The sequence below is a fragment of the Acinetobacter sp. CIP 51.11 genome, assembly GCF_000369665.1.
GTDB classification, from domain to species: domain Bacteria; phylum Pseudomonadota; class Gammaproteobacteria; order Pseudomonadales; family Moraxellaceae; genus Acinetobacter; species Acinetobacter lwoffii_S.
The window spans coordinates 142,868-165,807 of record NZ_KB850128.1; the positions used below are offsets into that span (position 1 = coordinate 142,868).

The 22,940-nt window shown below is 44.9% G+C and carries 14 protein-coding genes, 2 tRNA genes, 3 rRNA genes and 1 pseudogene; 5 read left to right on the forward strand and 15 right to left on the reverse strand.

What is annotated here, in order from left to right; translation table 11 throughout:
* Positions 1-96 precede the first annotated feature (96 nt).
* On the reverse strand, positions 97-1,926 hold the full coding sequence (gene ilvD / locus F894_RS01000; protein WP_081401186.1) for a dihydroxy-acid dehydratase: 1,830 nt from the start codon (positions 1,924-1,926) through the stop codon (positions 97-99).
* Between the two features lie 408 nt (positions 1,927-2,334).
* On the opposite strand from ilvD, the gene fmt reads away from it, so the two are divergent.
* Both fmt and rsmB read left to right on the forward strand, forming a co-directional pair.
* A complete protein-coding gene (fmt, locus tag F894_RS01005; RefSeq protein WP_005245496.1) occupies positions 2,335-3,297 on the forward strand; it encodes a methionyl-tRNA formyltransferase in 963 nt (320 codons plus the stop codon).
* The gene (gene rsmB / locus F894_RS01010) at positions 3,294-4,601 is read left to right on the forward strand and encodes a 16S rRNA (cytosine(967)-C(5))-methyltransferase RsmB (RefSeq protein ID WP_005245511.1); all 1,308 of its coding nucleotides are present in this window, start codon (positions 3,294-3,296) and stop codon (positions 4,599-4,601) included. The genes fmt and rsmB overlap by 4 nt, the downstream gene beginning before the upstream one ends.
* A gap of 70 nt (positions 4,602-4,671) precedes the next feature.
* On the opposite strand, the gene zupT is transcribed toward rsmB, so the two are convergent.
* The 4 genes from zupT to F894_RS01025 all read right to left on the reverse strand — a co-directional run bounded on the left by zupT (position 4,672) and on the right by F894_RS01025 (position 9,201).
* A complete protein-coding gene (zupT, locus tag F894_RS01015) occupies positions 4,672-5,481 on the reverse strand; it encodes a zinc transporter ZupT (RefSeq protein WP_005108262.1) in 810 nt (269 codons plus the stop codon).
* 88 nt (positions 5,482-5,569) lie between these two features.
* The gene (locus F894_RS14810; protein ID WP_004647694.1) at positions 5,570-5,680 is read right to left on the reverse strand and encodes a methionine/alanine import family NSS transporter small subunit; all 111 of its coding nucleotides are present in this window, start codon (positions 5,678-5,680) and stop codon (positions 5,570-5,572) included.
* Between the two features lie 10 nt (positions 5,681-5,690).
* A complete protein-coding gene (locus F894_RS01020; RefSeq protein ID WP_004280815.1) occupies positions 5,691-7,166 on the reverse strand; it encodes a sodium-dependent transporter in 1,476 nt (491 codons plus the stop codon).
* Between the two features lie 586 nt (positions 7,167-7,752).
* Complete coding sequence (locus F894_RS01025) at positions 7,753-9,201, reverse strand: aldehyde dehydrogenase family protein (protein ID WP_005108261.1); 1,449 nt, start codon at positions 9,199-9,201, stop codon at positions 7,753-7,755.
* 134 nt (positions 9,202-9,335) lie between these two features.
* Between F894_RS01025 and F894_RS01030 the strand changes: the two genes are divergently transcribed.
* Together F894_RS01030 and F894_RS01035 are read left to right on the forward strand one after the other, a co-directional pair.
* Entirely contained in the window at positions 9,336-10,025 is a 690-nt protein-coding gene (locus F894_RS01030) for a TIGR04219 family outer membrane beta-barrel protein (RefSeq protein WP_005108259.1), read from the forward strand.
* 366 nt (positions 10,026-10,391) lie between these two features.
* Entirely contained in the window at positions 10,392-10,943 is a 552-nt protein-coding gene (locus F894_RS01035; RefSeq protein ID WP_005245514.1) for a type 1 glutamine amidotransferase domain-containing protein, read from the forward strand.
* Between the two features lie 49 nt (positions 10,944-10,992).
* On the opposite strand, the gene F894_RS01040 is transcribed toward F894_RS01035, so the two are convergent.
* The 10 genes from F894_RS01040 to F894_RS01085 form a co-directional block, all read right to left on the reverse strand.
* The gene (locus F894_RS01040) at positions 10,993-11,316 is read right to left on the reverse strand and encodes an ankyrin repeat domain-containing protein (RefSeq protein WP_005245516.1); all 324 of its coding nucleotides are present in this window, start codon (positions 11,314-11,316) and stop codon (positions 10,993-10,995) included.
* Positions 11,317-11,509: 193 nt separating this feature from the next.
* Complete coding sequence (locus tag F894_RS01045) at positions 11,510-12,247, reverse strand: hypothetical protein (RefSeq protein ID WP_005245518.1); 738 nt, start codon at positions 12,245-12,247, stop codon at positions 11,510-11,512.
* A gap of 109 nt (positions 12,248-12,356) precedes the next feature.
* Positions 12,357-13,706, reverse strand: coding sequence for an aromatic acid/H+ symport family MFS transporter (locus F894_RS01050; protein ID WP_005245520.1), 1,350 nt, complete (start codon positions 13,704-13,706; stop codon positions 12,357-12,359).
* A 343-nt stretch (positions 13,707-14,049) separates the two neighbouring features.
* Positions 14,050-15,414 carry an MFS transporter gene (locus tag F894_RS01055; protein ID WP_005245522.1) on the reverse strand — a complete coding sequence of 455 codons (1,365 nt, stop codon included), beginning with the start codon at positions 15,412-15,414 and terminating at the stop codon, positions 14,050-14,052.
* A gap of 289 nt (positions 15,415-15,703) precedes the next feature.
* A 5S ribosomal RNA gene (rrf, locus tag F894_RS01060) occupies positions 15,704-15,818 on the reverse strand.
* A 206-nt stretch (positions 15,819-16,024) separates the two neighbouring features.
* Positions 16,025-18,919 (reverse strand): 23S ribosomal RNA (locus F894_RS01065).
* 399 nt (positions 18,920-19,318) lie between these two features.
* Positions 19,319-19,394 (reverse strand) — tRNA-Ala (locus F894_RS01070).
* A gap of 48 nt (positions 19,395-19,442) precedes the next feature.
* Positions 19,443-19,519 (reverse strand) — tRNA-Ile (locus F894_RS01075).
* A gap of 60 nt (positions 19,520-19,579) precedes the next feature.
* Positions 19,580-21,117: ribosomal RNA gene (locus F894_RS01080) — 16S ribosomal RNA — on the reverse strand.
* The 16S, 23S and 5S rRNA genes sit together here with 2 tRNA genes alongside, the layout of an rRNA operon.
* A gap of 429 nt (positions 21,118-21,546) precedes the next feature.
* Positions 21,547-22,119, reverse strand: coding sequence for a peptidylprolyl isomerase A (locus F894_RS01085; RefSeq protein ID WP_005108254.1), 573 nt, complete (start codon positions 22,117-22,119; stop codon positions 21,547-21,549).
* Between the two features lie 103 nt (positions 22,120-22,222).
* On the opposite strand from F894_RS01085, the pseudogene F894_RS01090 reads away from it, so the two are divergent.
* Positions 22,223-22,897: pseudogene (locus F894_RS01090) on the forward strand (acetoacetate decarboxylase family protein).
* Positions 22,898-22,940 lie beyond the last annotated feature (43 nt).

Below are 22,940 nucleotides of genomic sequence, written 5' to 3' on the forward strand. Positions count from 1 at the left end.
GCAAAATCACAAAGTAAAATGCGACCGTGCTATTTTCAACAATTAATAAAAAAGCACCCCCGTCTGGAGTGCTTTTTAAATCTGTAAAATTACAAATTAGATATCACGTACTGCACCTTTCGAGGCACTGGTGGTATGCATCGCATACGCTTTGAGTGCTTTAGACACTTTACGAGGACGCTGTTCAGCAGGCTGCCAGCCTTTGGCTTCTTGGGCTTCACGACGTGCTGCCATGGTTGCATCATCCACTGCCAGGTGAATGGTACGGTTTGGAATATCAATTTCGATACGGTCACCATCTTCAACCAGACCAATCGCACCACCTTCCGCTGCTTCAGGAGACACGTGACCAATCGACAGACCAGATGAACCACCCGAGAAACGGCCATCTGTTAAAAGTGCACAGTCTTTACCCAAACCTTTCGATTTGAGATAACTGGTCGGGTACAGCATTTCCTGCATGCCCGGACCACCACGTGGACCTTCGTAACGAATCACCACAACATCACCCGCAGTGATTTTGCCGCCAAGAATGGCTTCAACTGCAGCATCCTGACTTTCAAACACACGTGCAGTCCCGTTGAATTTCAGGATTGAATCATCCACACCCGCAGTTTTTACGATACAGCCTTCTAGCGCGATGTTGCCGTAAAGTACCGCTAGACCACCATCTTGTGAGAAGGCATTGGCTGCATTACGGATCACGCCATTGTCACGGTCACCATCTAAGCGCGCATAGTAACGGTCTTGCGAGAATGCGGTCTGGGTCGGAACACCGCCCGGTGCCGATTTGAAGAATTGATACACCTCTTCATCTTCGGTACGGATGATGTCCCATTTATCCAAGGCATCTTTTAAAGTTTTTTCATGCACGGTTGGAACAGAAGTATCCAGCAAGCCCGCGCGATCCAGTTCACCCAGGATCGACATGATGCCACCGGCACGGTGTACATCTTCCATATGCACGTCCTGCTTCGCCGGCGCAACCTTACAAAGAACTGGCACATTACGTGACAAACGATCGATGTCAGTCATGGTAAAGTCGACTTCTGCCTCGTGTGCTGCTGCCAACAAATGTAGAACCGTATTGGTTGAACCACCCATGGAAATGTCTAAAGTCATCGCATTTTCAAATGCCGCTTTGGTTGCGATTGAACGTGGCAAGATGCTGTAATCTTCCTGTTCATAATGACGTTTCGCCAATTCAACAATCAGTTGACCAGCTTTTTCAAATAATTTTTTACGGTTGGCATGGGTTGCCAGTGTTGAACCATTGCCCGGAAGCGATAAACCAAGTGCTTCAGTCAAACAGTTCATCGAGTTTGCGGTAAACATGCCTGAACATGAACCACAAGTTGGACAAGCAGAACGTTCGTATTCTGCGACTTCTTCATCAGTGAAGCTGTCATCTGCTGCAACAATCATGGCATCGACTAGGTCAATGGCTTTTTCATTGCCACGGATTTTGACCTTGCCCGCTTCCATTGGACCGCCAGAGACAAATACCACCGGAATGTTCAGACGCATCGCGGCCATGAGCATCCCCGGGGTGATCTTGTCACAGTTCGAGATACACACCATTGCATCGGCACAATGCGCATTGACCATGTACTCGACCGAGTCTGCAATCAGATCCCGTGAAGGCAATGAATACAGCATGCCGTCATGACCCATCGCGATGCCATCATCGACCGCAATGGTATTGAATTCTTTGGCCACGCCGCCTGACGCTTCAATTTGACGTGCCACCAGCTGACCCAGATCTTTAAGATGCACATGACCCGGTACAAACTGGGTGAACGAGTTCACCACCGCAATAATCGGCTTACCGAAATCTTCATCTTTCATGCCGGTGGCACGCCATAAACCGCGTGCGCCAGCCATATTTCTTCCGTGTGTCGATGTTTTTGAACGATAGTCAGGCATTTTATATTTCCAACAAAGTTTGAGCTTGCAATGAATCGGGCAGATCCACTCTGGCTAAATCATACTGACAAGGAGCTTAAATCAGTTGAATTTTAAACCTATCATACTACAAGCCCTTGATTTACAAGATGGCCTTTTGGGTGTAGATGCAGGCAAAAATGTCTATAGAGAGGTTTGGATGATCTGACGATAAAAATTTCTTAATGAAATCTACTATACCGCCATCATCATCAGGACAATACAAAACTTTCATGAATAATTTTTACAATTTGCATGAGTTTTTTTTATATAAAAATTCCACTGAAATTCAAGCACTCACCAAGCTTCTCGGATAAGTTTTTGCAACGATTAGGCTGAAATTTGGCTTTTGGCTTATAATAGCTTTTAAGTTTATTTGGAATTTCATGTGTGAAGATCATATTTGCAGGCACACCAGAATTTGCAGCGACTGCATTGGCTGCGTTGCTTAGAACCGGACATGAAATTGTGGCGGTCTATACTCAACCGGACCGCAAGGCCGGACGTGGACAAAAGCTCACGGCATCTGCGGTGAAGCAGTTAGCGCTTGAACATCATCTTTCGGTCTATCAGCCTTTACATTTCAAGTCATCGACTGAAGAAGGTCTGGCGGCGCAAGCGGAACTTAAAGCCTTAAATGCAGATGTGATGGTGGTGGCAGCTTATGGCCTGATCCTGCCACAAGTGGTTCTGGATACGCCAAAATATGGTTGCCTGAATATACACGGTTCGCTGTTGCCACGCTGGCGCGGTGCAGCCCCGATTCAGCGCGCGATTGCTACCGGCGATACCGAAACGGGTGTGACCATTATGAAAATGGCGGCCGGTCTGGATACCGGGGATATGATGTATAAAACACGATGTCCGATTACTGCCGAAGATACTTCTGCCAGCCTGCATGACAAACTGGCACTGCAAGGTGCTGAGGCGATTGTGGCCGTGCTCGAATCGGAACAGGCTTTACAGCACTATCTTGAGACTCGTGAAGTTCAGGATGAAAGCCTGACTGTCTATGCACATAAACTAACAAAAGCCGAAGCGCAAATTGACTGGACACTGCCTGCAGCAGACATTGACCGTAATATTCGTGCCTTTAATCCTTGGCCGGTGGCATTTACCCCACTGGATGACAGCAACAATTTACGTATCTGGAATTCATCACTTTCCACGCAAAAGGCAAGCAATGCCCTGCCTGGTGAAGTGATTGCCCTGGATAAAGACGGCGTGCATGTAATGTGTGGCGATCAACATGCTATTTGCATCACCAATCTGCAATGGCCAGGTGGCAAAGCCCTGAATGCTGTTCAAATTAATCAAACTCAAAAACTATCGGTAGGACATAAATTCGCATGAGCCAAATTCAATCATCAGCTAAAAACTTGAATTTGCGCGCGCAAGTTGTAAAAACCCTATTGGCTGTACAAAACGGCCAATCACTTGCTTCTGTACTCAATCAACATATCAACATCGTGTCTGAACGTGACCGTGGTCTGTATCACGAGTTAACTTTGGGCTGTTTACGTCAGTGGCACGGCCTGAAAGCCATTACCCTGCCATTATTAACCAAACCTCTTGATAATCAGGCTTTAGAAAGCTGCTTATATCTGGGTTTGTATCAGATTTTATGTACCCGTATTCCGGCGCATGCTGCAATTTCAGAAACCGTCACTGCAGCCAAACAGCTCGGTTTTGAACCTTTAAGCGGTCTGGTCAATGCCGTTCTGCGTCGTGTTTCACGTGAAACAGAAGAATTTGATCTGGCTTTAAATCAGGCACATGGCCTGCCAAGCTGGCTCTATAAGCGTTTAAAGAAAGACTGGCCGGAACAGCTTGCCGAACTGTCACATGACTTGAAACAGATTGCACCGCTCACCTTGCGTGTCAATGTCAACCAAGTTAGCCGTGATGAATATCTGGAAATTCTGGAAGAAGAAGGCTATGAAGCACGTGTCTGTACTCTTTCTGAAGTTGGCATCGTTCTGGAACAGAATGTCCATATTCCGAACCTGCCGGGCTATGAAGCCGGCGGTTTCTCGGTTCAGGATGAACATGCCCAGCTGTGTGCGACCTTAGTTCCTGACCTTGAAGGCAAAGTGGTGGTCGATGCCTGTGCCGCTCCGGGTGGCAAGACCGCGCATATCCTGGAAAAATATAGCCCGAAAAAACTGTATGCCATTGACCAAGATGCCAAACGTTTAGTCCGTGTGGCAGAAAATCTGGAACGTTTACTATTAACTGAATATGCTGACGTTGAAATTATCGCGGCTGATGCGATCACCTGGACAGCGCCGGAGCCGGTGGATTGTATCGTGCTGGATGCACCGTGTTCTGCAATTGGTGTGATCCGTCGTCATCCGGACATCCGTTTACTGCGTCATTCCACAGATATTCCGCAAACGGTACAGCTGCAAAAGCAGATTCTGGAAAATATGTGGCAGCAACTGAAAGTCGGTGGTACTTTGCTGTACATCACCTGTTCAATTTTGAAAGCCGAAAACGAACAGCAGATGGTCGAATTCTTTGCTCAACATGCCGATGCCAAAGAAATCAAGATCGAAGCCGATTGGGGCATCGAACAGATTCACGGTCGTCAGTTGTTGCCGAAAGCAGATCAAGGCGATGGCTTCTTCTATTGCCGTATAGAAAAAACTGCATAAGTCATGCGTTTAAAATGAAAGGCAGCCTAAGCTGCTTTTTTTATGGCGCGTGATTTAGTGAATATATGGCTTATTGAATAAACTTAAAAATCACCAGACTGCTGGCCAATGCCGCCATGCCGCTCACCAATCCATAGACTGTTTCATGCCCTTCAGAATAGCGCTTTGCCGTCGGCAATAATTCATCCAGCGCCAGATAAACCATCACCCCGCCAATCACGCCAAAGATCAGACCATAGACAGTTTCACTCATATAAGGTGCCAGAATAAAATACCCGAGCGCTGCCCCTAATGGTTCGGCCAGGCCCGAAACCAGACTGGCCCAAAGGGCATAGTCTTTACGGCCGGTGGCCATATATACCGGCAAGGCAATTGCCACGCCTTCTGGTACATTATGAATCGCAATTGCCACCGCCAACGGCGCGCCCAAAGCAGGACTTTCTAGCGTGGCAAAAAACGTCGCGAGTCCTTCCGGCAGGTTATGTGCGCTAATCGCAAACAGGGTCAGCATGCCGGTACGCAGTAATTGGGGTGAACTGACGCCCTTGGCAGAATGGGTTTCAATAGTGTCATGTGGGTTTGGCACAAAGCGATCTAGCAATAACACCAGAACTACGCCCAGTAAAAAAGCAAAAGTGCCAAAGGCAAAACCGGTTTTTTCATCAAAATCTAGGCTAAAGGAAGCGATCGATTTGTTCAGAATTTCGGTTAAAGAGACATAGATCATGGCCCCGGCAGCAAAGGCCAGACCAAAGGCCAGCAAACGGAAATTAGGTTTTTTTAAGAATAATACCAGTCCCCCACCCACCACGGTGGCCAGCCCGGCAAATAAAGTCACGGCAAAGGCTGTATAGACTTGTCCATCTGAAACGGAAATCATGTCAAAGCATCAGCCATTAAAAAAGTCATTATCATCAAGGATGATAATGACTTCCGTTTATGGTAACAGTAGGTTTATGTGAAGATTTTTAGTCTTCTGGTTCTTCCGGATTCTTTGCCAGATGAATCACAGCCAGTACCAGACCACCCCATAATAAAACGATAGAGATGATCATCATGATTAGTGCAGATGTATTCATAGTCGCTCTCCTAGCTGTGACGATCTTTAATCAGGCTGAATAGAATGGCACCCAGAATAAAGAATGCCATTACTCCTCCACCTACCATCCATAGGGTACTGGCAGCATAGCCACCATAACCTTCTGCCATGATCGATTTCAGGGTCAGGCCCAATGCCAGCAATAATGACAAAGGCGTGATCACCGTTAGCATGAAGTTCCAACTGGCACCCAGTTTCACGCTGGCAAACTCATTCACATGGCCTTCCAGCTGTTTCATTAATGGACGACGGAACCAGGACAACAGAATAATCGATAACAGACCACCACCAACAATACCGATGTTATTGGCAAAGTAATCGATGATATCGACAAAGGTAATGGCACTATGTGTCGAGAACATCAGGGTAGAAATCACTGCTGAACCACCCGCAATAATGGTCACTGACTTGTTCTTTGACCAGCCCAGTTTGTCCTGGAACGCAGCAATCGGAACTTGCAGGATACTGACCATGGAGGTAATACCCGCCACCGTCAATGAACCAAAGAACAGGAAACCGAACAGGTCACCACCTGCACCTAAACTGGAAATGATTTTCGGAAACGCAATAAAGGCCAGACCAATACCGCCAGATACCACATCTTCAACTTTCGCACCTGAGCTGAATGCCATAAAACCAAGCGCGGCAAAGACACCAATACCCGCCAGAATTTCAAAAGACGAGTTGGCCAATGCCACCACAATGCCTGAACCGGTCAGGTTAGTTTTGCGTTTCAAGTAAGAGGCATAGGTCAACATGATCCCGAAGCCCACTGAAAGTGAGAAGAAGATATGACCAAAGGCCGCTAACCAGACTTTATAGTTGGCCATCGCTTCCCAGTTTGGCGTGAAGAAAGCATTTAAGCCATCGACTGCACCCGGTAAACGGACTGCCTGAATCACCAGGATCGTGAATAAAATCACCAGCAATGGCATAAAGATTTTATTCGCCAGTTCCACCCCACGGCGTACTCCACCGTAAAGAATCAGCATGACTGCTGCCCAAACGACCACTAGACCAAAGAACAGCACAGGTACAAAACCGAGAGTCAGACCCTCACCATTTTGTAGGTAAGTATTGAAGAAGAAGCCTTGGGTATCTGTGCCCCACTGCTGTCCAAAGGAATAGAACATATAACTGCCGGCCCAGGACAAGACGCTGGCATAGTAAATCCCGATCACCAGAGTGACCATGACCTGCCACCAACCCAGAGATTCGGCATTCATGAGTTTTTTATAGGCCATAGGCGGCGCTTTGCGGAACTTGTGTCCGACCGCATAGTCTAAAAACAATAAAGGTAAACCTGCTGCGAAAATCGCAATCAGATAAGGGATCAGGAATGCCCCGCCGCCATTTTCATAGGCAACATAAGGGAAACGCCAGATATTCCCCAAGCCAACGGCGGAACCAATCGCTGCAATAATGAATCCTGATCGTGCGGACCAATTCTCACGAGTTTCTGTCATAGAACACCTAAACTTTTAACCTCTTTAGATGCTGCTTGTTATGGTTATGGCGCAAGCAAAAAAAGAAGCATTTTCAATAATTTTGGGTGTTTGAATTAGATGGCACCTTGTGGGCGTCGAATTCTAATGTACAAACAGGTCAGCAGGTCTTACATCTTGCTTAAAGTCTGATCGAAAAACTGACCTTGTAGATGACTCAACAATACTGACTTTTTTAAATTTTTTCTGTAAATTCTGCTTAAAATATTCGTTATTTATAATCTATTCGAATTAAGCGTTCAATAATTCTGCGAAATAAGCCAGATTAAACAAGTTATATATTGACAAACTTTTTGGAATATATTTTTTCTTAAGTTTTACTACAGGGTCGCTGTTTTAAAAAATGTATTCCAAGACTCTGATCCAGCATCTGTTTTTAGATCATTATTTAATGATGAAACGGCTCATACTAAGGCGCATGACCAAGCCGTGATATGGGAAATCAAATTCTCTCATGGAATTTTGACCTCTTTAAAAACCGGTTTAAATATCACAAGCAGATTTAAAACAAGCTGCCTGTGATATCGAAGCGATGAGTATTCTAAACTTAGGCTTTAATCACCAGCATGCGCTCTTCCTGCATGTCGCGAATGGCTGACTGAATTCCTTCACGACCCAGACCTGAATCTTTGACCCCGCCATAAGGCATGTTATCGACCCGGAAAGACGGAATATCATTGATAATGACACCGCCGACATGCAGATGATCCCAGGCATACAGCATCTTGTTCAGATTCTGAGTATACACTCCAGCTTGCAAGCCAAAACGGCTGCGGTTGATACAGGCAATACCGGATTCGAAATCAGCATACGCTTCCAGAATTGCCACCGGGCCAAAGGCTTCATCACGGTAGATTTCCAGACTGTGGTCTACATTTTCCAGCAAGGTCGGTGCGAACATCACACCATTCAATTCGCCTCCAATCAGGATTTTCGCGTCTTTTTTCACGGCTTTATCCAGCCATTTTTTCAGGCGTTTGGCTTCATCTTCCTTGATCATCGGACCAACCAAGGTTGTGCTCAGATTCGGATCAGCGGCTTTAATCGTTTTCAGTTTCGCCAGCAGTTTGTCCTTCACTTCAGTATAAATCTGCTGATGCACCAGAATGCGTTGCACACTGATACACACCTGTCCGGCATGGTTATAAGCGCCACCAATCAGACGGTTAATCAGCGCATCGTTAATTTCGGTATCTGGTTCAATCATGACAGCAGCATTGCCACCCAGTTCCAAGACCACTTTTTTGCGTCCGGCACGCGCTTTCATATCCCAGCCTACCGCATCGGAACCGGTAAAACTGAGTAATTTAAAACGCTCATCAGTGACCAGTAGATCGGCCAGCTCTCGCGGACAGGGCAATACCGAAAAGGCACCTTGCGGTAAATCGGTTTCCGCCAGAATTTCAGCAATTTTTAAGGCAGAAATCGGGGTCAGGCTAGGTGGTTTCAGCACAAAGGGACAACCGGCTGCAATCGCAGGAGCAATTTTATGCGCGGTCAGGTTTAAAGGAAAATTAAACGGACTAATCAAAGACACTGCACCAATCGGCACCTGTTTCACAATGCCCTGATAACCGGATGCTGCCGCAGTCACGGCCAAAGGCAGCATACGTCCCTGATCAACTTGGGTCACGGCATCTGCGGCAATCTGGAAAGTATTAATCAGACGTTCAACTTCGGCTTCGGCTGCTTTACGCGGCTTGCCCCCTTCTGCAATCAGAATTTCAGTCAGTTCTTCATGAATCTCACGAAAACGGCGTACGCAATGCAGCAGAATTTTCTGTTTCTGAAACGGCTCCAAGGCAGCCATTTCGGCTTCAGCATCTACGGCAGACTGAATCGCCTGTTCCAGTGTATTGGCATCAGCCAAGGCGACACGGGCATACAGTTCATGGCTATATTTATGTTTGACCTCTAGCCATTCACCCGTCTGAACCGCCTGACCGGCGACATATAATGCATACTCTTTCGCTTGTTGTGTGCTTCTCGCTACCATCTTATTGTCCTGCAAAATCCAAGGATATACATTTTTGAAATTCTCTATATCATGCACTTGCTACTCCATATTAAGAAGATGTTTTTAAGTAACCAGACACCTCCAATTTTAATAAAGCTTTAGGGAATAGAGCCATGCGCGCAAAAATACTCACCACCTTATTATTCGGTTTTGGACTCAGTACGCTCAGTCATGCAGATGTGATCGGCGTGAAAGCGGATCTCAGTTACTGGGATTTTGACGGCTATAGTCAGGATAACAATTTCAAGCATGAGCTAGATCGACAAGGTACAGCGCAGCTATCTGTCGCTGTAGAACATCCTGTGCCATTGTTACCAAATGCCAAGATTAAATACGTCAATCTGGACAGCAATAGCGAACAGAGTTCTCTTATCAATGCCTCAGAAATTGAGCTGAACAATATTGACTATATTCTGTATTATGAATTGCTAGATACTATTGTGCATGCGGATATAGGTGCAGGTTTAACCAATCTGGATGGTACTGTGAAAAACCTGACGACCGGAGTTTTCACTCAATACGATCTGGATGAATACAGCCCACTGCTCTATGCAACAGCCGGGGTTAAATTACCCTTTACCGGACTGAGTGCCCAAGCAGAAGCGGTTTACAGTCACGGCAGTGATACCCGAAAGACCGATGTACAAGCCGAACTGCAATATGATTTCATTGATAATCTGCTGGTCGATGTCGGTGCCAAAATCGGTTATCGCATCATGCAAGTGGATTTTGAACAGGATCAACGTCCAGATTTACAGCTGGAATTTAAAGGCCCTTATATCGGTCTAGATGTGCATTTTTAATGCAATACAACTGGTTAAGCTTGCACAGCTCAATTTCTCTGCGCTGATGTAAGCCAAAACGTACAGCAATAACCGCAATCTGCTGCTAGTGCGCCACCGGGATGTGTATTACTTTATAAACATAGAGAGCAGGATGCTCCAGAAGACCTAAAAACAAGAATAACATCGCAACACCAGGACGTGAGGTACGACAGGAGTTATACCTAAATCACGAGATACGAAAAAGCCCCGACAGGATGTCGGGGCTTTTTTTCTGCCTATTATTTTATTTATCATTGCTTAACAGTTCCGAGCTAAAACTCCAACATTGTAAGAATCCCCTTGTTGTTAAGCTAAAAATCCTCACATTTTTTGGGAACAGCAATCATGGTAAAAAAGGTCCTCTTTATTACATCCAATCAAGGCATTGAACATGATGAACTCACTGAGCCTTTAAATTTTCTAAAGTCCAAAGGTTTTGAAGTGATTCATGCTGCCGAAAAAAATGAAGATGTCGCGACGGTCAAAGGTGATACCAAAGCTGCCACCCAATATACGCCGGATACCAGTCTTGAACACGTCGATCTGAATGATTATGATCTTTTGGTGATTCCCGGCGGTACAGTCAACGCGGATACCTTGAGAATCAATCAGGATGCGCAAAAAATCATTCAGCATTTTGCCGACAATCACAAACCGATTGCCGCGATCTGTCATGGGCCATGGACTTTGATTGATGCACAGCGTATCAAAGACAAGAATCTGACTTCCTATAAGAGCATCAAGCTGGATCTGGAAAATGCCGGCGGGAAATGGGTCGATGAAGAAGTCCATCGCTGCAATACCGGTGACTGGGTACTGATTACTTCACGCAATCCGGACGATTTACCGGCTTTCAATGAAGCGATCTTAAAAGAGCTTGAAGGCGAAGCTGCCTAAGCTCCTACACTAAAAAAAGAACCTCAGCATTGAGGTTCTTTTTTTATATTCAGACACCTCCGGCCAGACTTTTCAGATAAGCCACCACCTCTTTATTGCCTGCCATTTCAGCCAGCTCTAAAGCTGTATGTGGACTGCGATGGGCAATATCTGCGCCTTTGCTAACCAAAAGTTTGACCACTTCCAGATGATCATTTTCAGCGGCAGCCTGTAAGGCGCTATAGCCTTCTTCATCGGCGGAGTTGACGTCCAGACCTTCGTGTAGCGCCTGCTCGACCTGTTCAACATCGCCTAAAGATGCCCAGTACACCAGTTCAGGAAGATGCAGTTCTTCATCACCTTCAGGGATTGGGGAGAATGAATTAATATTCATATTTTCTATACCTCTACTCTATTTAGAATAGCGCGATTATCACATTACCTTATCTCAATAATACTAAGAATAATAGACTTCTTGCGTTAGTCAAAATTTAAAATTTAAACAGCCAAAAGCTACATATTATAAGGTTTTAGCCAATTCAAAAATTAGGTAAAACGATACTTTCGCAAGAGGTCTAATATTTAAATTAATGCTTATTCAGTATCTTTAAAATTTTAGATAGAGCATTTTTTTTATTTGAATAAGAAGGTATCAAAAAAGAATTATCAGGATTAAATTCTATCTTATTCTTAATATAAATTTTATTAGATAAGGCTTTTGATCTTCTTAAAACTTTTGGCTCTGTAGTATGACCAATGGAACTTCCACCCATCACCAACATTTGCCAAACAGTGAGATTATGATTTATATCCCATGAACTTATATCGCTCCAAGAGTTAGATTTCATAAGCTTACCTTGCAAAGTAACTGTCAACTTCTGATCGATAGGAAAATCCCAGCGGGTTTCAAAAATAAAACTTTTTGATTGTATAGATCGGGCTTGAATAAGTTGAGGAATCCAATCTTCAAGATCAATATCATTTATCCATCTGAATCGATCACTATCAATTTTTTTGGAATCTTTTGTATCAAGAATCCATTTAGCATAGAGATATTCATAGTTATTCTTTAATTCAATATCTTGATAAACCAACTTCAGTCTAAGTTTTTCAATAATCAGTAATTGAGCACCATGATTCGAGATTGAAATTGGCATATGAAAACTACACACATACCATTCTTCACTAGCACTTTTTATCGGATAAATTTGTTCTGTTAAAGTTCCAATCGTGAAGAATGGTTTAGATTTATAAAAATAAGTTTTCCATAATTGCATTACTGAAATTAAGAGAGCTAAAGATGCTATAAATAATTCTAAGGTCATGATATTTATAATTCAGTTAATTACTACAAAATAAATTGTGAATTAGTTTTTATCAACTAATAACCATAAAAAAGCCCCCTTTCGGAGGCTTCTTATTTAATACTTAGCTTTAAGCTTTAGACACTGCTGGTTCAATTGAACCAATCTTCTCAGATTCATTGTCATGCATGATTAACGCAACCGCAATTGCAGTAATCAGAACCGGTAAACCGACTGCCATAAAGTTGAAGTAAGCAGGCAGGTTCATACCAAGCAAACCACCAATCAGGATCGGCCCTACAATCGCGCCCATACGACCAATCGCAGAAGACCAGCCAATACCTGTCGAACGTACCGCAAGTGGGTAGAACTGTGCAACATAGCTATATAGCAACATTTGTGAACCAATCGACGCTGCACCCGCTAGGAATACCAAAATGTAAAGCAAGAACTGGTTAGATGCAAAGCCCATTGAGCTCATTACAATCGCACCCATCATGCCCAGAACCATCAGTACCGGTTTCAGGTGGAAACGATCCGCCAGAATACCACCACCCACAATACCTACAACCGCACCCACGTTCATCACCATCATGAACATCAGGCTGTTGTCCATCGAGTAGCCTGCCGCCATCATCAACTTCGGCAACCAGCTGCTCAGTGCATACATGGTTAACAGACAAGTAAAGAACGCGACCCAGAACAGTAAGGTATTGACCGCACGACCACGACGGAACAAGCTGACCACGTTCGCTGCTTCAGGCACATTTTCCTGTGGCAAAGTAAGTACCGTGTTATCCGTTACTGTCAGATTTGGCGCCAGACGACGTACAATTTGGCGTGCTTCAGCCTGCTTGTTCTGCTTCACAATAAATGCCAGCGATTCAGGCAGGAATTTCCAGATTACCGGTAATAAAAATAATGGAATACCCGCGATAAAGAACATGATTTCCCAACCAAAACTTGGGGTAAACCATGAGCCCAATAACGCAGCCATTACACCACCAACGGCATAACCACTAAACATGGTGGTTACCAGGGTACTACGCATTTTTTGTGGAGCATATTCTGAAGTCAATGCCACCAGGTTTGGCATTACACCACCAATACCAAGACCGGCAAGGAAACGTAAAATACCGAATTCGGTTGGATTTGAGGCAAAGCCACCCGCAAAAGTTAAACCACTGAATAATACAATACAGATCATGATTACTTTCTTACGACCGATCTTGTCCGCCAGGGAACCAAAGATCATCGCACCAAACATCATGCCGGCCAGTGCGGTACTTGCAAGCATGCCCGCCTGCACCGCACTCAAGCCCCAGTCTTGCATCAATAATGGTAAAACTACACCATTGATTGCCAGATCGTAGCCATCAAATAAGATAATGAGTAAACACCAAGCAACTACATTGAAGTGGAAAGGCGTGAATTTCGCATTATCGACTACAGAATTTACATCTATTTTTTCCGTTGTCATCGTTCTCATCTCCCATGAGTACTTGTCCATAACATCTTGTTGAAGACTGAAGTCAATCTTCAATGTCAGGCAATATACGCAAGCGGGATTTAAGGCACAATAAGACTAATTGATATTCTGCTATGCTCTCGGAAATGTCATTTATTTGCGTGATATGTCACACTATTATTAATATAAACTTTTGAATAATTGATGTTTATTTTTTAATTCGCCCAATATTTAAGCTCTATTAATCCGCTTATTCTTTTGACTAATTGAATATTGATTTAATTTCATACTAAAGATATGAAAAAGCCCCTTTAAGTAAGGAGCTTTTTTAACTGAGTAGGTTAATTACGAGAGTTTAAATTTTGGCTGTTTTTAATTTTTTCACCACCACGCGACCAGATTGTGGCTTACGAATCATTGAAATAGCGATGATACCAATAATACCTGGCATTGCTACCGCGATAAAGTTCCATTTATGTGGTAACTCCATACCAAGTAGCATACCAATCACGATTGGGCCAACAATTGCACCTGTACGCCCTACAGCAGAAGCCCAACCAATACCAGTAGAACGTACTGCAACAGGATAGTATTGAGCAACATAGCTATATAACAAGATACTGGTACCAATAGATGAGGCACCTGCTAAACTCACAAGTAAATAAATAACAGGGGTTGGAGAATTAAAGCCCAAACCAACCAAAGATAGTACACCGACAGTTAACATACTCATAAGAACAGGTTTAAAGTCAAAACGGTCTGCCAAAATACCGCCGCTAATGGTTCCGATCACGGCACCAATATTCAGTGCTAATAAGAACATTAAACTGCTGCCTAAAGAATATCCCGCTGCCATCATCAGTTTTGGTAGCCAGCTTCCAAGTGCGTAAAGCATGAGTAAGCACATAAAGAAAGCAATCCAAAATAAGAATGTTCCTGTGGCACGATTTTCTGTAAATAAAGCTTTTACTGATGCACTTTGGGTCTGATCAGCGCTAGCTAGAACCAGTTCAGTATCTTCTTGTATGTCTGCAGTTGGCTCGACTTGCTTTATAAAACGACGTGCTTCATTCACTTTTTGTTCTTTAACTAGGAAAGTTAAAGACTCAGGTAAGAACTTCCAAAAAAATGGAACAAAAAGTAATGGAATACCTGCAATGAAGAACATAATTTCCCAACCAAAACTTGGTGTAAACCATGTACCGCATAATGCAGCCATAATACCGCCCACGGCATAACCACTAAACATGGTGGTTACCAGTGTGCTTTTTAAACGTTTAGGTGCATATTCAGACGTTAAAGCGACTAAGTTTGGTAATACACCACCAATCCCTAAACCAGCAATAAAACGTAAAATACCAAATTCTGTTGGATTAGTGGTAAATCCACCTAAAAATGTAAAAGCACTAAATAAAGAAACACAAATCAAGATAACTTTTTTACGACCAATTTTGTCTGCAAGCATCCCAAACAGCATGGCTCCAAACATCATGCCAGCGAGTGCTGTACTTGCAAGCATGCCTGCTTGAACAGCACTCATGCCCCACTCTTGCATAAGTAGAGGCAGAACGACACCGTTAATTGCTAAATCATATCCGTCAAATAGGACAATAAACAAACACCACAATACAATGCTTAAGTGAAATTTAGTGAATTTTGCCTGATCAATCACATCATTCACACTTACAGTGTTTGCTACTCGCTTCATGTTTTCTGCCATTTTTACTCACCTCCTGTGAGTTTTTTTCGTTGTTTTCAGCACGACACATGACCCTAACTCTTATTTATTATTTTTAATGATTCTTATCGCCATGTCTTCGCAACAACTTAGTTCAACACAGCTACTTTTCATGCAATATCCGACTAAAGTCTTACTTATTCCTTAAAAATCTAAACCCATGAGTCTAGTTTTTAATCAATATTCAACAATTCCAAGAGCTATTTGACTAAAATCCCACGCATAAAAAAAACACCCCCGGCCTTATGGTCGGGGGTGTTTAGGAATAATGAGCTGGCGATGACTTACTCTCACATGGGTAACCCCACACTACCATCAGCGCTAAGAGGTTTCACTTCTGAGTTCGGGAAGGGATCAGGTGGTTCACTCTTGCTATGGTCGCCAGCACAACTGTTTATGACTATTTGCTTGGGTCTTATGGGCGTTGTTTTCACTTCGCTAGCCTAGCTTTCATCAAATGAGTTATTAACAGGTATATCTGAGTTGGGTATTTTGTTCTTTAGCGTTCACTAAATCAAGCTGTTTTGCTTAATATCGAATCAATCGATCCTCACTTCTTTCGAAGTTCGTACAACAACTGTTTGGGTGTTGTATAGTCAAGCCTCACGAGCAATTAGTATTGGTCAGCTTCACATATCACTATGCTTCCACATCCAACCTATCAACGTCGTAGTCTTCAACGGCTCTTTAGGAGACATAAAGTCTCGGGGAAATCTTATCTTGAGGTAGGCTTCCCGCTTAGATGCTTTCAGCGGTTATCCCTTCCGAACATAGCTACCCGGCGATGCCACTGGCGTGACAACCGGTACACCAGAGGTTCGTCCACTCTGGTCCTCTCGTACTAGGAGCAGATCCTCTCAAATTTCCAACGCCCACGGTAGATAGGGACCGAACTGTCTCACGACGTTCTAAACCCAGCTCGCGTACCTCTTTAAATGGCGAACAGCCATACCCTTGGGACCTGCTTCAGCCCCAGGATGAGATGAGCCGACATCGAGGTGCCAAACACCGCCGTCGATATGAACTCTTGGGCGGTATCAGCCTGTTATCCCCAGAGTACCTTTTATCCGTTGAGCGATGGCCCTTCCATACAGAACCACCGGATCACTAAGACCTACTTTCGTACCTGCTCGACTTGTGGGTCTCGCAGTTAAGCGCGCTTTTGCCTTTATACTCTACGCGTGATTTCCGACCACGCTGAGCGCACCTTCGTACTCCTCCGTTACTCTTTAGGAGGAGACCGCCCCAGTCAAACTACCCACCAGACATGGTCCTCGTCCCGGATAACGGGACAGAGTTAGAACCTCAATATTACCAGGGTGGTATTTCAAGGACGGCTCCATCGCAACTAGCGTCGCGACTTCAAAGCCTCCCACCTATCCTACACAAGTAAGATCAAAGTTCAATGTCAAGCTGCAGTAAAGGTTCACGGGGTCTTTCCGTCTAGCCGCGGGTACACCGCATCTTCACGGCGAATTCGATTTCACTGAGTCTCTGCTGGAGACAGCGCCCCCATCATTATGCCATTCGTGCAGGTCGGAACTTACCCGACAAGGAATTTCGCTACCTTAGGACCGTTATAGTTACGGCCGCCGTTTACTGGGGCTTCGATCAAGAGCTTCGCTTACGCTAACCCCATCAATTAACCTTCCAGCACCGGGCAGGCATCACACCCTATACGTCCACTTTCGTGTTTGCAGAGTGCTATGTTTTTAATAAACAGTTGCAGGGGCCTGGTTTCTGAGGCTGTCGGCCGCTCAAGGAGCAAGTCCTATCACAGACAACAGCGTACCTTCTCCCGAAGTTACGGTACCATTTTGCCTAGTTCCTTCAGCAGAGTTCTCTCAAGCGCTTTGGTCTACTCGACCTGACCACCTGTGTCGGTTTCGGGTACGATTCCTGTGTAACTGAAGCTTAGAGACTTTTCCTGGAAGCATGGTATCAGCCACTTCACTGTACAAGTACAGCTTGCTATCAGTTCTCAGCATAGAGTACCCCGGATTTGCCTAAGATACATGCCTACAACCTTCCACCTGGACAACCAACGCCAGGCTGACTTAACCTTCTCCGTCCTCTCATCGCATTACACAGAAGTATTGGAATATTAACCAATTTCCCATCGACTACGCCTCTCGGCCTCGCCTTAGGGGTCGACTCACCCAGCCCCGATTAACGTTGGACTGGAACCCTTGGTCTTTCAGCGTGCGAGTTTTTCACTCGCATTGTCGTTACTCACGTCAGCATTCGCACTTCTGATACCTCCAGCAGACTTCTCAATCCACCTTCATCGGCTTACAGAACGCTCCCCTACCACGCATAATAAATTATGCATCCGCAGCTTCGGCATATAGTTTTAGCCCCGTTACATCTTCCGCGCAGGCCGACTCGACTAGTGAGCTATTACGCTTTCTTTAAAGGGTGGCTGCTTCTAAGCCAACCTCCTAGCTGTCTATGCCTTCCCACATCGTTTCCCACTTAACTATAATTTTGGGGCCTTAGCTGGCGGTCTGGATTGTTTTCCTCTTGACTACGGACGTTAGCACCCGCAGTCTGTCTCCCGGATAGTACTCATTGGTATTCGGAGTTTGCATCGGTTTGGTAAGTCGGGATGACCCCCTAGCCGAAACAGTGCTCTACCCCCAATGGTATTCGTCCGAGGCGCTACCTAAATAGCTTTCGGGGAGAACCAGCTATCACCAAGTTTGATTAGCCTTTCACCCCTATCCACAAGTCATCCCCTGGCTTTTCAACGACAGTGGGTTCGGTCCTCCAGTTAGTGTTACCCAACCTTCAACCTGCTCATGGATAGATCACCTGGTTTCGGGTCTATACCCAGCAACTAAACGCCCTATTAAGACTCGGTTTCCCTACGGCTCCCCTATGCGGTTAACCTCGCTACTGAATATAAGTCGCTGACCCATTATACAAAAGGTACGCAGTCACCGGACTAAGCCGGCTCCCACTGCTTGTATGCATGCGGTTTCAGGATCTATTTCACTCCCCTCACAGGGGTTCTTTTCGCCTTTCCCTCACGGTACTGGTTCACTATCGGTCAGTCAGGAGTATTTAGCCTTGGAGGATGGTCCCCCCATATTCAGACAAGGTTTCACGTGCCTCGCCCTACTCGACATCATCATATAAGCCCTTTCGTGTACAGGACTATCACCGTCTACGGTCGCACTTCCCAGAGCGTTCCACTAGAACTTATATGACTTAATGGGCTCTTCCCCTTTCGCTCGCCGCTACTGAGGGAATCTCAATTGATTTCTTTTCCTAAGGGTACTGAGATGTTTCACTTCCCCTCGTTCGCCTTGCAACACTATGTATTCATGTTGCAATACCTACCTTATGGTAAGTGGGTTTCCCCATTCAGATATCTCCGGATCACAGGATATTTGCCGCCTCCCCGGAGCTTTTCGCAGGCTATCACGTCTTTCTTCGCCTCTGACTGCCAAGGCATCCACCACATGCACTTAATTACTTGACTATACAACCCCAAACAGTCGTTTATCCTTACAAGTAGGATAAGCAACAGAGTTCGTCTTGCGACTTACTCATACAGTTGGCGTTTCGTAGATTTAACTACTGTACAGCTTCAATTAGATTCATATACCAAAACGCTTGATTCAGTTAATTTCGCTAGAACTCATTTCCTTAATCTTCACATCACAGTAATAAATCACTGTTAGTGTTGATCTTAAAAACGAGTTTGAACAAATTATTTCAACTCAAATATATTCTGTTAATGATTTTTCCAGCCTTCGTCAGGTCAGGAAACTGTGATAAATCACAGAGGTTAATAACAATGCCGCGCATTATACGCTGCTTTATCACTAAGCTCTATAAGCTATCTGATCGTTTGCTTATTACGTATCCGAAGGATACGTGGTGGAGACTAGGAGAGTCGAACTCCTGACCTCCTGCGTGCAAAGCAGGCGCTCTACCAACTAAGCTAAGTCCCCAGCTTATCAATAAGTCAATGTTTCTGATTTTCCGTACTTCGTCAGTAGTGGTGGGTCTGACAAGACTTGAACTTGTGACCCCACGCTTATCAAGCGTGTGCTCTAACCAACTGAGCTACAGACCCTCAGATACATCGTATGAAGAACAACTTGTTGTGGATTCTTACCAATCGTCAATCTTTCGTTAAGGAGGTGATCCAGCCGCAGGTTCCCCTACGGCTACCTTGTTACGACTTCACCCCAGTCATCTGCCACACCGTGGTAAGCGTCCCCCCTAAGGTTAGACTACCTACTTCTGGTGCAACAAACTCCCATGGTGTGACGGGCGGTGTGTACAAGGCCCGGGAACGTATTCACCGCGGCATTCTGATCCGCGATTACTAGCGATTCCGACTTCATGGAGTCGAGTTGCAGACTCCAATCCGGACTACGATCGGCTTTTTGAGATTAGCATCCTCTCGCGAGGTAGCAACCCTTTGTACCGACCATTGTAGCACGTGTGTAGCCCTGGTCGTAAGGGCCATGATGACTTGACGTCGTCCCCGCCTTCCTCCAGTTTGTCACTGGCAGTATCCTTAAAGTTCCCGGCTTAACCCGCTGGCAAATAAGGAAAAGGGTTGCGCTCGTTGCGGGACTTAACCCAACATCTCACGACACGAGCTGACGACAGCCATGCAGCACCTGTATGTAAGTTCCCGAAGGCACCAATCCATCTCTGGAAAGTTCTTACTATGTCAAGACCAGGTAAGGTTCTTCGCGTTGCATCGAATTAAACCACATGCTCCACCGCTTGTGCGGGCCCCCGTCAATTCATTTGAGTTTTAGTCTTGCGACCGTACTCCCCAGGCGGTCTACTTATCGCGTTAGCTGCGCCACTAAAGCCTCAAAGGCCCCAACGGCTAGTAGACATCGTTTACGGCATGGACTACCAGGGTATCTAATCCTGTTTGCTCCCCATGCTTTCGCACCTCAGTGTCAGTATTAGGCCAGATGGCTGCCTTCGCCATCGGTATTCCTCCAGATCTCTACGCATTTCACCGCTACACCTGGAATTCTACCATCCTCTCCCATACTCTAGCCAACCAGTATCGAATGCAATTCCCAAGTTAAGCTCGGGGATTTCACATTTGACTTAATTGGCCACCTACGCGCGCTTTACGCCCAGTAAATCCGATTAACGCTTGCACCCTCTGTATTACCGCGGCTGCTGGCACAGAGTTAGCCGGTGCTTATTCTGCGAGTAACGTCCACTATCCAAGAGTATTAATCTCGGTAGCCTCCTCCTCGCTTAAAGTGCTTTACAACCAAAAGGCCTTCTTCACACACGCGGCATGGCTGGATCAGGGTTCCCCCCATTGTCCAATATTCCCCACTGCTGCCTCCCGTAGGAGTCTGGGCCGTGTCTCAGTCCCAGTGTGGCGGATCATCCTCTCAGACCCGCTACAGATCGTCGCCTTGGTAGGCCTTTACCCCACCAACTAGCTAATCCGACTTAGGCTCATCTATTAGCGCAAGGCCCGAAGGTCCCCTGCTTTCTCCCGTAGGACGTATGCGGTATTAGCATCCCTTTCGAGATGTTGTCCCCCACTAATAGGCAGATTCCTAAGCATTACTCACCCGTCCGCCGCTAGGTCAGGTAGCAAGCTACCTTTCCCCGCTCGACTTGCATGTGTTAAGCCTGCCGCCAGCGTTCAATCTGAGCCATGATCAAACTCTTCAGTTTAATACTATGTAGCACCTTAAAGGGTGCCAATCTTGGCTCATCAATTTTCTGACAAATATTTCTCAAATAAACTTCGAGTAATTTCTACCATCAATCAATGAAAATAATTTCGATCGATCAACCAGTAAAAATCCACACAAGTTGTTCTTCATAATCTCTTAATGATCTTTCTAACACCTCGTCAGTGCTAGAAGCTGGACTTCGATAAACTCAACAACTCCGCCATTCTGCTTCGTTCGTTTCCGTCTATCTCGTCGGTATGTGCTCATTATAGGGCAATTTCTTACACGTGCAAGCGCTTTTAACGCACAGGAATCATGAGTGTTTTATTTTTATGCACCAAATTGGTTCAATTCCATACAATTCATTACATAAGTATATATTTTTAAAACAGAAATATAAATTAAATATTTTTGCTTTATTCTATGCCTAGTTTTTCACGACTGGTGCTTTAATCGTCACACTGGTGATTTTTACAGGATTCACCGGCACATTTTGATGCATTCCATAGTTTCGGGTCGGTACTTTGGCAATCTGATCGACGATATCCATACCTTTAGTGACCTTACCAAATACCGCATAGCCGGCATTTCTAGCAGAACGATCCAGGAAATCATTATCGACCAGGTTTACAAAGAATTGTGCTCGGGCAGAATCCGGCTGATTGGTACGGGCCATGGCTAAAGTACCGCGTTTATTTTGCAGACCATTCGATGATTCATTTTTAATGGGTGCTTTATTATTGGCTTTTTCTTGCATGTTCACATCAAAGCCACCACCCTGCACCATAAAGCCTGGAATGACGCGGTGAAAAATCGTATCCTTATAGAAGTTGCTCTTTACATAGCTTTCGAAGTTCTTTGCCGAGATTGGGGCTTTGTCATTGAAGAGTTCAATTTCAATATTTCCAGATGAAGTCTTCATCTCAATAATCGTATTTGCAGCAAAGCTTGGCAGACTGACCGCAGCAAGTGCGATGACACATAATGATTTCTTTAACATTTATTAACTCATCTACTTAGAAGTAATGGTTGTGAATGACTATATATTAATCTTTTATAACTCATAATGCAGTGACCTGCCGACTAAAGACAAGAGAATAAGAATGAAGCATGCATTATTACAGGAGCAAAATATCCACCAGTTTCCACCTTGGCGTTTGCAGGGTGAGGGTTTTATTCTGAATTATTGGTTGACCCCAAGCTTTATCGAGCAAGCAAAAAAATTCCGGATCGCACCTTCTCCGCTGGGTCGTATGGTCCAAGTCTTGTTGGTGCGTTATCACACCTCGCCGATTGGCCCTTATGATGAGTTACTGATTCTAGATCATCCTTTAATTAGTAAACGGCGCCTCAGCTCGATTCCTAAAATTTATGTGTCTACCTATGAGTCTGTGGTACACGGTCAGCATTTATGGGGCATTCCCAAAGAACATGCGCAATTTGAATGGCAGGAAAAGGATCAGGAAGTGCTGTGTCAGATTCAGCATCAAAACCAGCATATGACGATTCGGCTGAAGAAAACTAAATCTGCACGCCAGTTCTACATTAATAGTCATCATATTCCAGCATCTATGCTGAAGATTTAGCAAGCCTGGAAAGGTCAGCGTTTTCAGTTTAGTCCACAGTTCCGCGGTCACCTCTCCAAACTCTCGCAAGTAGAATGGCAAGATGCCGAGAATATATTTCCAGATTTTTCCAAAGCCAAATTGCTGCAAAGCTTTTATGTCCCCAAATTCAATCTGATCTTTCCTGAAGCACAGATCAGTAGCAAAGTATAAGAACTGATAAAAACTTATCTATAAAAAAAGGTGTTTCATGAGA